The sequence below is a fragment of the Pseudomonas sp. CGJS7 genome (assembly GCF_036961695.1).
Genome location: NZ_JBAMDI010000079.1, coordinates 40,298 through 53,137, shown reverse-complemented (window position 1 = coordinate 53,137; position 12,840 = coordinate 40,298). Strand labels below are relative to the sequence as shown.

Annotated in this window: 12 protein-coding genes and 2 pseudogenes; 8 read left to right on the top strand and 6 right to left on the bottom strand. The window is 60.9% G+C overall.

Going from position 1 to position 12,840, the window contains the following annotated elements; all coding sequences use genetic code 11:
- The 4 genes and pseudogenes from V7787_RS34295 to hisI form a co-directional block, all read right to left on the bottom strand.
- A pseudogene (locus V7787_RS34295) lies at positions 1-312 on the bottom strand (P-type ATPase); the annotation flags it as partial.
- A 366-nt stretch (positions 313-678) separates the two neighbouring features.
- Positions 679-1,083, bottom strand: a complete 405-nt coding sequence (dksA, locus tag V7787_RS34290; protein ID WP_064493495.1) for an RNA polymerase-binding protein DksA — start codon at positions 1,081-1,083, stop codon at positions 679-681.
- A gap of 36 nt (positions 1,084-1,119) precedes the next feature.
- A complete protein-coding gene (locus V7787_RS34285; RefSeq protein WP_336091789.1) occupies positions 1,120-2,466 on the bottom strand; it encodes a dihydroorotase in 1,347 nt (448 codons plus the stop codon).
- Complete coding sequence (hisI, locus tag V7787_RS34280) at positions 2,463-2,876, bottom strand: phosphoribosyl-AMP cyclohydrolase (RefSeq protein WP_064493493.1); 414 nt, start codon at positions 2,874-2,876, stop codon at positions 2,463-2,465. Before hisI ends, V7787_RS34285 begins: the two co-directional genes overlap by 4 nt.
- Before the next feature lie 97 nt (positions 2,877-2,973).
- On the opposite strand from hisI, the gene V7787_RS34275 reads away from it, so the two are divergent.
- A complete protein-coding gene (locus tag V7787_RS34275) occupies positions 2,974-3,408 on the top strand; it encodes a DUF4440 domain-containing protein (protein ID WP_020190661.1) in 435 nt (144 codons plus the stop codon).
- Positions 3,409-3,413: 5 nt separating this feature from the next.
- Positions 3,414-4,424, top strand: a complete 1,011-nt coding sequence (gene hemB, locus V7787_RS34270) for a porphobilinogen synthase (RefSeq protein ID WP_324736966.1) — start codon at positions 3,414-3,416, stop codon at positions 4,422-4,424.
- 52 nt (positions 4,425-4,476) lie between these two features.
- Here the strand turns inward: hemB and V7787_RS34265 are convergent, their stop codons facing one another.
- On the bottom strand, positions 4,477-5,643 hold the full coding sequence (locus tag V7787_RS34265) for an N-acetylmuramoyl-L-alanine amidase (protein ID WP_336091795.1): 1,167 nt from the start codon (positions 5,641-5,643) through the stop codon (positions 4,477-4,479).
- 129 nt (positions 5,644-5,772) lie between these two features.
- On the opposite strand from V7787_RS34265, the gene V7787_RS34260 reads away from it, so the two are divergent.
- The 6 genes and pseudogenes from V7787_RS34260 to V7787_RS34240 all read left to right on the top strand — a co-directional run bounded on the left by V7787_RS34260 (position 5,773) and on the right by V7787_RS34240 (position 11,186).
- Positions 5,773-6,174 carry a Fur family transcriptional regulator gene (locus V7787_RS34260; RefSeq protein ID WP_020190656.1) on the top strand — a complete coding sequence of 134 codons (402 nt, stop codon included), beginning with the start codon at positions 5,773-5,775 and terminating at the stop codon, positions 6,172-6,174.
- Between the two features lie 46 nt (positions 6,175-6,220).
- Positions 6,221-6,874 (top strand): annotated as a pseudogene (locus tag V7787_RS34255) (GTP-binding protein); the annotation flags it as partial.
- 44 nt (positions 6,875-6,918) lie between these two features.
- Entirely contained in the window at positions 6,919-7,053 is a 135-nt protein-coding gene (locus V7787_RS53190; RefSeq protein ID WP_442757991.1) for a hypothetical protein, read from the top strand.
- 50 nt (positions 7,054-7,103) lie between these two features.
- Positions 7,104-8,048 (top strand): GTP cyclohydrolase FolE2, encoded by a 945-nt coding sequence (gene folE2, locus V7787_RS34250; protein WP_064493490.1) that lies wholly within the window; start codon positions 7,104-7,106, stop codon positions 8,046-8,048.
- A gap of 310 nt (positions 8,049-8,358) precedes the next feature.
- Entirely contained in the window at positions 8,359-10,449 is a 2,091-nt protein-coding gene (locus V7787_RS34245) for a TonB-dependent siderophore receptor (protein WP_336091785.1), read from the top strand.
- Positions 10,450-10,463: 14 nt separating this feature from the next.
- Positions 10,464-11,186 carry a DUF4198 domain-containing protein gene (locus tag V7787_RS34240; RefSeq protein ID WP_070096055.1) on the top strand — a complete coding sequence of 241 codons (723 nt, stop codon included), beginning with the start codon at positions 10,464-10,466 and terminating at the stop codon, positions 11,184-11,186.
- 202 nt (positions 11,187-11,388) lie between these two features.
- Here V7787_RS34240 and V7787_RS34235 read toward each other — a convergent pair whose 3' ends face one another.
- Positions 11,389-12,705: a cation:dicarboxylate symporter family transporter gene (locus V7787_RS34235; protein ID WP_336091783.1), complete on the bottom strand. Its 1,317-nt coding sequence runs from the start codon at positions 12,703-12,705 to the stop codon at positions 11,389-11,391.
- Positions 12,706-12,840: the final 135 nt, after the last annotated feature.

Genomic DNA, 12,840 nt, shown 5'->3' with positions numbered 1-12,840 from the left:
ATTGATTACATTGATCGACCCTCCATGGATATCCATCCCGGTCGTCACCTCCTGGGGAATGGACTCCCCCGTGATGGGCGCGGTGTCCAGGCTGGCCTGGCCTTCAATAATGCGTCCATCGGCTGGTACCCGGTCACCGGCACGGACTTCGACTTGGTCGCCAGGGTTGAGGCTTGCGTTATCGACCTCATGAACCTGCCCATCGGCATTGATAAGACGTGCACGACTACGGGTCAGCTGCCCAAGTGCCGCAATCGCTTCTTGCGAGCCGAGCACGCTACGCTCCTCCAGGACATGACCGAAAATCATGACGTACGTGGCGCTAGCAATCGCCACGCTGCTATTGACACTGCAAGGATTGGTCGGGGTGTTCAGCCCTGACTCCTACTGGTTCGTCCTCTTGCCATTTGCGACATATTCGGTAACGTTATAACAACAGATGTAAAAAATCTGTTCGTCCAGCACCAGGACCGGCGCGGCTGATAACGGCTGAGCTATTGAGTCGCTCTTGGGACAGGGCGTCCCCTCCCATTAGGTATCGGGATAAAAACTGGTGTTCAGCGTGATACGTAGGCCCCTGGGCGAATGGGCAAAACAACGTTACCTCGAACGCGAGCATACCCGGGGGCATCTACTGTGGCTATGTGCTGATGAACCCTATGGTGGCGATTTGCACCCTCAATCGTCGCGCATGTGCCGCTCATTGCGCTCCTGGCGTTCTTTGGCCTCCACGCACAGGGTGGCGGTTGGCCTGAGCAGCAACCGCTTGAGACCAATCGGTTCGCCAGTTTCCTTACACCAGCCATACTCGCCACGGGCAACGCGTTCCAAGGCCTCGTCGATCTTGTCCAGCAGTTTTTTCTCCCGCTCCAGCAGCCTCAATTGCCATTGACGATGCTCCTCCGCCGTGCCGATATCGGAGGGATCACTGGTAGGCTCGAAGTCGCGGATCGCTTCGAATTCTTCAGCGATGCGTTGCTGAAGCTCATTGCGCTGGGCAAGCAGCAGCTCACGGAAGAACCTTTGCTGGGCAGCGTCCATGTAGGCGTCTTCGGGTTGGGATAGTAGCTCTTGTTCGGTCATTGCAGGTGCGCTCAGGTCAATGAAAAGAAATGGCGGTCAACCGCGTCGTGCGTTGAACGCCAGCGGCAAGCCTTGGCAGCCCTCGACCAGCCGGCCTTCATGCCAGGCCAGTTGCCCGGAGACCAGTGTCGTGGCCACTCGGTGATGAAAACGATGGTGCACGAACGGCGTCCACTGACAGTGCGCCAGAACCGGGTCGAGGCTGACAGCGCGGGGCTCGGGCAGACGCTCGATCAGCGTGATGTCCGCCCAGTAGCCCTCACGCAGGTAACCGCGTTCCGAAATGGCGAACAGATCCGCGACGGCGTGGCTGGTCTTGCGCACCAGTTGGGCAACTGTCAGCACGCCCTCCTCCACAAGCTCGAAGAGCGCCGGAAGTGCATGCTGTACCAACGGCAAACCTGATGGCGCCGAGGCATAAGGGCGTTGTTTTTCCGCCAAGGTGTGGGGTGCGTGATCGGTACCGATGACGTCGATGCGGTCGCACAGCAGAGCCTGACGCAGTGCGTCCCGGTCTTCCCGGGTTTTGATGGCAGGGTTGCATTTGATCAGGTGGCCCAAGCGGGCATAGTCACGGTCATCGAACAGCAGATGGTGCGCGCACACTTCGGCGGTGATCTGCTTGCCCTGCAAAGGCCCAGGCTGGAACAACTTCAGCTCTTGGGCGGTGGTCAGGTGCAGCACATGCAATCGTGTGCCGAACTGCTTGGCAAGCTGCACCGCCAGGCTCGAAGAGCGCAGGCAGGCATCGGCATCCCGAATTATCGGGTGCATGGCCGGCGGAATGAAATCGCCGTAGCGCTCACGTATGCGCGCTTCGTTGGCCAGGATCGACGGTGTGTGCTCGCAGTGCGCCAGGAGGATGGTCGGCACGCTGGCGAACAGCCGCTCCAGCACCCTGGGGTCGTCCACCAGCATGTCGCCGGTGGAGGCGCCCATGAATACCTTCACCCCCGCCACTTCACGTGGGTCGAGGGCCGCCACGGTATCGAGGTTGTCCTTGCTCACGCCAAAATGAAAACCGTAGTTGGCAACCGAGGTGGTGGCGGCGCGGGCTTTCTTGTCGTGCAGGGCGGCAAGATCCAGCGTGGCCGGGTTGGTGTTGGGCATGTCCATGAAGCTGGTGATACCGCCCGCCACTGCTGCGCGCGACTCACTGGCCATGGTGCCCTTGTGCGCAGCGCCAGGCTCACGAAAATGAACCTGGTCGTCGATCATGCCGGGGAGCAACCATTGGCCCCGGGCATCGATTTCGAGCGGCGCATTGACGCCCGCGATGCTGCGGCCGATTTTCTCGATACGGCCATGGGCGACCAGTACATCGGCCTCCTGTATGGCACCTTCATTGACCAGGCGGGCGTTGCGAATGATGACTTGACTCATACGCCCACCTCGGCGGGGTTGCCCGTCACCACCACTTGATCACCCTGGATCGCGTTGTAGAAACAGCTGCGACGCCCTGTGTGGCAGGCGACACCTGCCTGATCCACCAGCAACAACAGCGCGTCGCCATCGCAGTCCAGCCGCACGTCGTGTACATGCTGGACATGCCCCGAGCTTTCGCCTTTGCGCCACAGGCATCCACGGCTACGTGACCAGTAGCATGCCCGCCGGGTCTCGAGGGTTTCCAGCAGCGCCTTTTCGTTCATCCAGGCCAGCATCAGGACTTCGCCGCTGTCATGCTGCTGGGTGATGGCGGGGATCAGCCCCTGGGGGTTCCAGGGTATGTGGCCAAGCACATCGGTCAAGGCGAAGCGGCTTCCCGCCTGTGCCTGCTCAAGGGTAAGGAACATGATTTGCAACCTGTGGTAAATGTTATGTTATAACAATTACAACTTAGCAGATTACGCCGCTACTGTTCATATTTTCCACTTGCGCAGGAGAGACGCCATGACCGAAACATGCCCGAACCCGACCATCGAAACCTACGCCGACACCGAACTGGCCTGCCTGGCAGGTGCCAAAGCGGCGCTCTACCGTTGGGCCGCGACCGTGGCCACACGTGATGTGGATCAGGTGCTGGCGTTGTACGCACCTGATGCGATCCTGGTTCCGACCCTGTCCAACCAAGTGCGTGACTGCGACGACAGCCGTCGCAACTATTTCGAGAATTTCCTCGCTAACGACGGGCTGGTCTGTGACATCCAGTTGTTCAAGAAGCGCGTCAGCCGCAAGCTGGGCACCGTGGTCGTCGGAGGCCAGTACACCTTCGTCTTTCGTGAGGACGGCGAGCAGCGGGTAGTGCCAGCGCGCTTCCTGTTCACCTTCGAGCGGATCGACCAGCAGTGGTTGATCACTGGCCACCATTCCTCCATCGAGGCATGAGAGGCATGACCCACTTCGCGAACTCAACGGGCGCGTTCCCGGCCACGCGTTTGCGCCGTAATCGCGCTGACGAATGGACGCGTCGTCTGGTCGCTGAAAACAGCCTGTCTCGCGATGACCTGATCTGGCCGGTTTTTCTCAAGGAAGGCTCAGGTACACGCGAGGCGATCACCGCCATGCCGGGCCAGGTACGCGTCAGCCTGGCCGAACTGCCGGATCACGTAGGCCGGGCGGTCGAACTGGGCATTCCGGCCATTGCCCTGTTTCCCGCCACTCCAGTGCAGCGCAAAGACAGTGAGGGCACCCACGCCCTCGACGCGGACAACCTGATCTGCCGCGCCGCCAGGTTGCTCAAGGCCACGTTCCCCAACCTTGGCTTGATCGGCGACGTCGCACTGGACCCCTACACCGACCATGGCCACGACGGCGTGCTGCGCCAAGGCCGCGTGGCCAATGACGAGACCTTGCAGGTACTGGCGGCCCAAGCCGTGGTCCAGGCCCAGGCCGGCATCGACACCTTGGCACCTTCGGACATGATGGACGGGCGCATCGGCGCGCTCAGGTCCGCGCTGGACCTGGCCGGGTTCAGCGATGTGCGTCTGATGTCCTACGCCGCCAAGTACGCGTCCGGCTTCTACGGCCCGTTCCGCGACGCGCTGGGTTCGGCGGCCGCGCTCAAAGGCGACAAGCGCACGTACCAGATGGACCCGGCCAACAGCGACGAAGCCCTGCGCGAAGTAGCGCTGGACCTGCAAGAAGGCGCCGACATGGTGATGGTCAAGCCCGGCATGCCTTATCTGGACATCATTCAAAGGGTCAAGGCAACCTTTGCCGTGCCGACATTCGCCTACCAGGTCAGCGGTGAATACTCGATGCTCAAGGCAGCGATCAATCAGGGCTGGCTGGATCCGGACACGGTTATCCTGGAGGCGTTGATGGCGTTCAAACGTGCGGGGTGCAACGGCATCCTGACTTACTTCGCTCTGGAGGCCGCCACGCGGCTTAAACAGGGTTGAGTGGCCTTTTCGAGAGGACACCGCGCTCAAGCGCAAGGACACGCAGCGTTGCTCACGCCTCTCTCTTGGCCGCGATCAGGCTGCCAGCCGGTGGTTTCTGGCGGAAGTAGCTGTCCAGCCCGGCGAATATCGCCTCCGCGACCTTGCGCTGATGACGGGCATCATGCAACCGCCGGCAATCTCCGGCATTGGAAATGAAACCGGTCTCGACCAGGATCGAGGGTACTGCCGCCGACTTGAGCACGGCGAAACCTGCCTGTTCCACCCGCGCTTGATGCAGGCCCGACACCTGCCCAAGCTGCGAGAGCACCTGATGCCCAAGATCCAGGCTTGTGGCGATCGTCGAGTTCATCGACATGTCCAGCAGCACGCTGGCAACCATGGGGTCGCGCTCACGCAGCTTGATCGGCAATCCCCCGCCGGCCCTGTCTGCATCGTTTTCCCGCTGCGCCATCCAGCGCGCCATCGACGACGTCGCGCCCCCTTGCGACAAGGCGAACACCGATGCCCCAGACGCCGTGAGTCGCGGTGCAGCATCGGCATGTACCGACACGAACAAGTCCGCGTTCAGCCGCTGACCGAGTTCGGCGCGCTTGCGCAGCGGAATGAACACATCGTCACTGCGCACCAAGCGTGCCTTGTAGCCTTTCTGTGCATCGATGCGCTTGGCCAGCAACTTGGCGATCTGTAACGCAACGTGCTTTTCCTGCTCGCCCTTGGGCCCTACTGCACCGGGGTCTTTGCCGCCATGCCCGGCATCGACCACGATCAACAGGTCGCGCTGTCGCGCCAAGGGCTTGGCAACTTCCGGCGCAACGCCCACCGGTGGCCCAGTGAGTACCAACTCCAGGCCATGCGGCCTGGTGTTGAGCGAGCGGACTTCGCCGCGCACTGCCGAGTCGGCCAGGTCCAGCACGATACGCAAGTCACCGGACGCGGTGATGCCACTGCGTACGGCTGTGACGGCAGTGCCTTCCAGGGCAAGATCGTTCAGTGACGCCTGCAGACTGGCCTGAGGAAGATCAAGAACCAACCGCGGTGGCGCCGCGAGGCTGAAATGCTTCGCCGCCACCGGCCCGGTAAGCTCCAGCGACACCTTGGTGACGCTGCCCGACCGGCTCACCCAAACCCGTTTAACCGCCTGCCCGGCTTGTGCCGCAAGAGGCAGCGGCAATGCCAGGCATGCAAGCAGTAGTTTCAGCACTCGTCGACGATCCATATGGACTCCCATTGACCTGCGAACCAGCGAAGCCTCGGGCAATTTCGCTAGCCATTTTATTATTGTTACCTTATAACATCCCAAATCCGGAACAAAATGAAGACTGCCCGCCAACGGAAGGAGACCTGCATGCAACTGACCAGCAATCAGCAACGTGTCCTGACGGCGCTTCAGCAAGCCGACAAGCCGCTCAGTGCCTACGCCATTCTGGACAGCCTGCGCAATGAAGGTGTCAGGGCGCCGACGCAGATCTACCGCGCGCTGGGCCACTTGGCCGAGCAAGGGTTGATTCATCGGCTGGAGTCTTTGAACGCTTATGTCAGCTGCACCTGCCCAAGCCAGTGCGAAGCAGGTTTCAGAGCGTTCGCCATCTGCGACAGCTGCGGCCATGTCGATGAGTTCAACGTACCGCACCTGAACCAGGCCCTGGGGCACTGGATGAAACAGAACGTGTTTTCGCTGTGCAGCTCGGTCATCGAGCTGCACGGTAAATGCGCCGCCTGTACTCGCCGTGATGCAGGCGAGGACTGAGCAGAGCCGCACGCATGCGCACCACCCTTTATCATGAGGCCTCCCGATGAGCCCCCCTGTCCCCCATACCAACGAAGCCGCGCGGCTGCCCGTCACTGTACTTTCCGGCTTCCTGGGAGCCGGCAAGACTACCCTGCTCAACCATATTCTGAGCAACCGCGAAGGCCGGCGAGTCGCGGTGATCGTCAACGAAATGAGCGATGTGAACATCGATGCCGCACTGATACGCGAGGGTGGCGCCGAGCTGTCACGCACCGACGAAAAGCTGGTGGAGATGAGCAATGGCTGTATTTGCTGCACCTTGCGCGAAGACCTCCTGCTCGAAGTGGACCGTCTAGCCAAAGAGGGTCGTTTCGACCAATTGGTCATCGAATCGACGGGCATCTCCGAGCCACTGCCGGTGGCGGAAACCTTCACCTTCGAAGGCGAGGATGGCCGCAGCCTCAGCGAAGTGGCACGCCTCGACACCATGGTCACCGTGGTCGATGCCTTCAATTTCCTGCGCGACTACAGCTCGCGCGACAGCCTGCAGGCACGCGGTGAATCGCTGGGCGAGGAAGACGTGCGCACCGTGGTCGACCTGCTGATCGAGCAAATCGAGTTCTGCGACGTCATCGTACTGAACAAGACCGACCTGATCAGTGGCGAAGAGCGCGATCGCCTGATGGCCATCCTCAATACCCTCAATCCAAGGGCGAAAGGTCGAAATGGCACGAGGACGTTGGCGATGCCCGCCAGGAGCTGGTGCTGATCGGTATGGAAATGGACGAGGCAGCGCTGCGGGCGCGTTTCGATGCCTGCCTGCTGACCGATGAGGAAATGGCCCAGGGACCGGAAGGCTGGATGAAGCTGACCAACCCCTTCCCCGGCTGGAACTGATTCAAACGCCTTGCTGCCACGTGCAAGGCTCCCACCACTGGATATACATGATGAGCTCAGCATTACCCGACGTTTCCGTCACCGACCTGGCCCCCAGCCTCAGCCCGCTGCAATGGGTCGGCATGCAGGGTATCGACCTGCCGGTAAGGATCCAAGAACCGACCTACCAGCGTGAGCTGCACGCCCGGGCGGATGTCCAGGTCGACCTGCCGGCACCGCATGTCAAAGGCATTCACATGTCCAGGCTGTATCGCCTGCTGGACGCCTGGGGGCAGGCTGCGGCGGTGTCGCCGGCAAGCCTCTTTGCGCTGTTGCAGGAGATGATCGACAGCCATCAGGATTGCGAAAGCCGCAATGCCAGGTTGCGCCTGGATTTCGACTTGCTGGTTCGCCGCCCTGCACTGGTGACCGAGGGCCTCTCTGGCTGGAAGTCGTACCCGGTTCACGTGCTCGCGACGAAGGTCGGTGGGGCGCTGAACCTGAGTATCGAGGTCAGGATCGGCTACTCCTCGACCTGCCCGTGCTCGGCCGCTCTCTCCCGGCAGTTGATTGAGGACGGCTTCCTGCGAACCTTCAAGGACCAGCCACTGCTCGAAGCCAGCGCCGTCGCGCAGTGGCTGCGCAGCAACGCGTCGCTGGCGACGCCACATAGCCAACGCAGCGAAGCTCGAGTGCGCGTCACGGTACCTGCCGATGCCCCGGATCTCGGGTTGCTGGCCCTGATCGACCACGTCGAAGGCGCCTTGCGCACGCCGGTTCAGACCGCCGTAAAACGGGCTGACGAACAGGCTTTCGCAGCACTCAACGGGCAGAACCTGATGTTCGTCGAAGACGCTGCGCGGCGTATTCAGGCAAGCCTGCACGGTTACCGCGATAGCCAAGTGCACGTTCGCCACCTGGAAAGCCTGCACCCGCACGATGCTTCGGCCTGGTCCGCCCCGCAGGCATCTGCGCCTGACCAACAAGAATCATTTGCAACCGGTAATGAACGCTAACCACTGGTGTTACGTTATTACATATAATAACATGCGCATCCCAACACATGAACATTTCCTCATCAGGATTCATTTGTCAGGTCTGACGCAAGGCGGGCCGCTCTACTCGCAAGGGTTTCTTGTCATCTGTGATGCAGCACCGCCCGAAGCAGGGCGCGGCATCGATGTTGGCATCGAGTGCAGCCTGCACAGCCTACACCGTGGAGCCTGATGGTGTATCCGTTGTGATCCCCTTCGAGCTCGTGGACAGTGCCCAAGTCAGGACGTATCCAACAATGCAACGTTATAGCGTGAAAAACGGAGACTTTACGTGAACCCTCGTGCCCCCCTTCTGGCCGGCCTGACGCTGGGCTTGTTCGGCCAGCCGATTTCAGCGGCACAACCCTTGCTGCTGAACGAAACCTCCATCACCGACGCCTACCTCGAAGAGCGCGCCGACGGGCCGGTGCAAGGCTATCGTGCCAACCGCTCTGCCACGGCCACCCGCACCGATACCGACATCCGCGACACGCCGCAGAGTATCGACGTCGTGCCCGCGCAGGTGATCAAGGACCTCAACACCACCCGCATCGACCGCGCCCTGGACTTTGCTGGCGGCGTGTCGCGGCAGAACAACTTCGGCGGCCTGACTTTCCTCAACTACAGTGTGCGCGGCTTCACCACGGGCGAGCTGTACAAGAACGGTTTCGCCATCAACCGCGGCAGCTACAGCTCGCCGGACACCTCCAACATCGAGCGCATCGAAGTGCTCAAAGGCCCGGCTGCCAGCCTGTACGGCCGTGGCGACCCTGGCGGACTGGTCAACATCGTCACCAAGCGCCCCCAGGCCGAAGCCTTCAGTACCCTCACCCTCAGCGCAGGCAGCTGGGACCGCTACCGCACCGCCCTGGACGCCAACTCGCCGCTGGACAGCGAAGGGAATCTGCTGGGCCGGATCAACCTCGCTGTCGAAGACAACGACAGCTTCCGCGATCATGTCGGCAGCGAGCGCCGTATCGTCAGCCCCTCCCTGAGCTGGCAACTGTCACCCGACACCCGACTGATGATCGACACCGAGTTCTCCCGCACCGAGTCGGTGTTCGATCGCGGCATTCCGGCGGTCAACGGCGAAATGGGGTCGGTCAAGCGCTCGACCTTCCTTGGCGAGCCGAATGACGGCGAAATCCGCAACGACAACCAGACCCTCGACGTCGCGCTGGAACACGTGCTCAACGACAACTGGAAGGTGCGCCTGGCCAACCACTACACCCAGGGCACGCTCAAGGGCAACAGCTCCGAGCCCCAGGCCCTGGTGGGCACCACCATCACGCGCTTCTATCGCGAACGCGACTTCGAATGGAACGACAGCATCACCCAGGCCGAGCTGCACGGGCAGTTCGAGCTGGGTGGCTGGCAGCATCAGACCCTGGTCGGGCTGGAGTACGAAAACTACCGCAACAGCCAGAAGTACCCGCAAAGCGCCACTTCCGCAGCGTATGGGCTGGATATCTACAACCCGGTATACGGCAAGCCGAAGCCAGCCATCACCCGTGCCAACGACTTCTTCGAGCACACTGAAAGCTACGCGATCAACCTGCAAGACCAGATCGCTTTCACCGAGCGCCTGCGCGGGTTGCTGGGCGTACGCCTGGAGCGCTTCGAGCAGACCTCGCAGAACCGCACCACGGGCCTCAGCAACAGCCAGGAAAAGGACGTTGCCACACCGCGCATCGGGGTGTTGTACCAACTGACCCCGCAAGTCGGCGTGTTCGCCAACGCATCCACTTCGTTCAAACCCAACACCATCGGCACCCAGGGCCAGGTGTACAAGCCTGAAAAGGGCTTGGGTTACGAGACCGGGGTCAAACTCGACCTCCTCGACAGCCGCCTGGGCGCGACCATCGCCCTGTTCCATATCGACAAGGAGAACGTCATCACCACCGACGCCCTTGGCGAAAGCGTGGCGGCGGGCGAAGCGCGCAGCCAAGGCCTGGACCTGCAGTTCAGCGGCCAGCTGACCGACGCGTTGCGAGTGATCGGCGCCTACGCCTACATCGACGCCGAGGTCGCCAAGGGCGACGCAGCCCTGCCCAAAGGCAGCGACTTGCTCGGCATCGCCCGGAACAGCGGCAGCCTGATGGGCGTGTACGAATTCCAGGACGGGGCCCTGCGCGGCTCGGATGTGGGCGCAGCGGTGAACTACGTCGGCGAACGCTCCGGCCAGGCCGGCAGCGACTTCACCCTGGACGCCTACAGCACGGTCGACCTGCTGGCGCACTACAAGGCCAGCGAACAGGTCACCGTCGGCCTTAACCTCAACAACCTGTTCGACCGCAAGTACTACGAACGCTCGTACAACAGCGCTTGGGTGCTGCCCGGGGAGCCACGCAACTTCAGTGTCAGCCTGACCCTTAGCCTTTGAACCGAGGAACCATCATGCATCCATCGTTGAAAGTCGCTTCCCTGTTGACCCTGATGGTCAGCGTCAACGCAGGCGCCCACGGCCTGTGGACCGAGGAGCGACGTGGCAATATCGAGGCCGTGTACGGCCACGGCGCCGAGGATAACGCCTACAAGGCGGAAAAGATCAAGCGCGCCTGGGCGTTCGACGCGACCGGGAACATGGTCCCGGTCACGGTCGAGCGCCTGGCGGATCATGCCGTGCTGCAACCACTTACCCCGCCTGCGGCACTTGCCGTGCTGCTGGACAACGGGCCTTGGTCGCAGCGCCCGGACAAGCAATGGGTCAATCAGGATCGCACCCACGTCAAGGATGCGATCGCCTCCACCCACAGCTTGAAATACAGCCTGGCGATCTACCAGAGCGGTGCTCGCCTGCCGAAACTGGACATGCTGCGTTTAGCGATCGTTCCCCTGAGCGACCCTCTGCAAGTCGGGCCAGGCAAGACGCTGGAAGTGCTGGTACTGCTCGATGGCAAACCGGCTGCTGATATCCCGCTGCAGGGCGATTACCGAGGCGCCCCTCACCAGGTCAGCGCCACCACCGACAAGCAAGGCCGGGCACGTATTACCGTACGCAATGAAGGACTCAACATCATCGCGGCCCAGGCTACCCTGCCAATGGCAGACGGCAGCCCCGTGGCCCAGCAGAGTCTGTTCAGTTCACTGACGTTCCTGGGTGAGCCGCACCACGAGTAACATAAGCGACCTACCTCGGCCGTGACGGCCGAGGTATGGCAGTTGGAGACGTTCGGAATGAGTGCCTGCAACCAGCATCCGCACCATGACCATTGGCACAAGCCCGGCTGCGGCCACACGGCAATCGAACTCGATGGGCATGTCGATTACCTGCATGATGGGCACTTGCATCACATGCAGGGCGATCATGTCGATGAACACACTAGGTCGTTTTTGCCGAGCCCCCAGCGCTAATCGAACAGGTCAACACTTGCGGGCGCTCCCCGGGCGCTACCACCGGGGCAGCAGGCATCCGGTATTGGTTCTCCCACTTCGCCACAACCAGAGGCGCCAGTGCGTTGCCCAAGACATTCAGCGCCGTGATCGGCATGTCCATCAAGCGATAGACTCCGGCGATGAATGCAATACCTTCCACAGGCAGACCGGCACTGGTCAGCGTAGCGGTCAAGATCACGAACATGGCCCCCGGGACGCCGGCTGCGCCCTTGGAGGTCAGCACCATGATGATGATCAGCATCGCCTGGTCAGCCAAGCTCAGGGGAATTTCATACAGCTGCGCGATGAACAGCGTGCCGATGCCCACGAACAGCGATGCGCCATCCAGATTGAAGGAATAACCCGTAGGAATCACCAACGTAGCAATCGAACGCGGCGCACCGTAGGCCTCGACCTTTTCAATCAGCTGGGGCATGACAGTCGCCGAGGCGGCAGTACTGAACGCCAGGATCAACTCATCCTTGATCGCCTTGATCAGGTCGAAGATGTTGATCCCGGCAACCTTCGCGATGCCGCCCAGCACGACCACGCCGAACAGAATGACCGCGACGTAGGTGACGGCAATCAGTTTTGCCAGAGGCAGCAACGCGGAAAGCCCGAAGTTGGCGACCGTCACGCCGATCAGGCCAAAGATCCCGATGGGTGAGTAGTGCATCACGATATGCGTCACCTTGAACATCGTCGCGGAAATGGCATTGACTACCGCGATCAACGGCATTTTCTTCTCTTTGTCCAGAGCACTTAGCCCAAAGCCGAACATGACCGAGAAGAACAGGACAGGCAGCAGCTTTCCTTGCGCCATTGCACCGACGATATTGTCCGGGATGATATTGAGGATGACTTGAGCAAAACCTGTGCTCTCCGAGGTAGAGGGAAGCGAGAGCGATTGGGTGTTTGCCAGGGTCGTCAAGTTGGCACCTACGCCTGGCTGCGCAAGATTGCCAACCAGCAGGCCGCACACAATTGCGATGCTGGTCACGACAAAGAAGTAGAACAAGGCTTTCACCCCTACCCGCCCTATCGCCTTGCTATCACCATTGCCTGCGATCGCGCCGACCATGCACGCAAATACAAGGGGTATGACAATCATCTTCATCATCTTGATGAAAATATCGCCGACGGGTTGCAAAAAGCTGCTGATTATCCAGGCTTTGTACTCGGGAAAGTAATTGAGAAGTGCCCCCACTACAACCCCGAGCACAAGACCTACAATAATTCTAGTCACCAGACTAGTCTTCGCCATACGTCCTCCAGTTATTATAATTTGGACTGTACATTGGCCGGCAAAAATGCCAAACACATCGTTGGAGCTTGTTATTTTTATTGAGTGGCCACTCATCGATACACGCCTCTTATCTCACGCAGACAAAGCGGGAGG

Coding starts and splice junctions, on each gene's coding strand:
- V7787_RS34275 (WP_020190661.1), top strand. CDS start 2,974: ATGACCGAAACATGCCCGAACCCGACCATCGAAACCTACGCCGACACC.
- hisI (WP_064493493.1), bottom strand. CDS start 2,876: ATGTTCCTTACCCTTGAGCAGGCACAGGCGGGAAGCCGCTTCGCCTTG.
- hemB (WP_324736966.1), top strand. CDS start 3,414: ATGACCCACTTCGCGAACTCAACGGGCGCGTTCCCGGCCACGCGTTTG.
- V7787_RS34265 (WP_336091795.1), bottom strand. CDS start 5,643: ATGGATCGTCGACGAGTGCTGAAACTACTGCTTGCATGCCTGGCATTG.
- folE2 (WP_064493490.1), top strand. CDS start 7,104: ATGAGCTCAGCATTACCCGACGTTTCCGTCACCGACCTGGCCCCCAGC.
- V7787_RS34260 (WP_020190656.1), top strand. CDS start 5,773: ATGCAACTGACCAGCAATCAGCAACGTGTCCTGACGGCGCTTCAGCAA.
- V7787_RS34235 (WP_336091783.1), bottom strand. CDS start 12,705: ATGGCGAAGACTAGTCTGGTGACTAGAATTATTGTAGGTCTTGTGCTC.
- V7787_RS34240 (WP_070096055.1), top strand. CDS start 10,464: ATGCATCCATCGTTGAAAGTCGCTTCCCTGTTGACCCTGATGGTCAGC.
- dksA (WP_064493495.1), bottom strand. CDS start 1,083: ATGACCGAACAAGAGCTACTATCCCAACCCGAAGACGCCTACATGGAC.
- V7787_RS34285 (WP_336091789.1), bottom strand. CDS start 2,466: ATGAGTCAAGTCATCATTCGCAACGCCCGCCTGGTCAATGAAGGTGCC.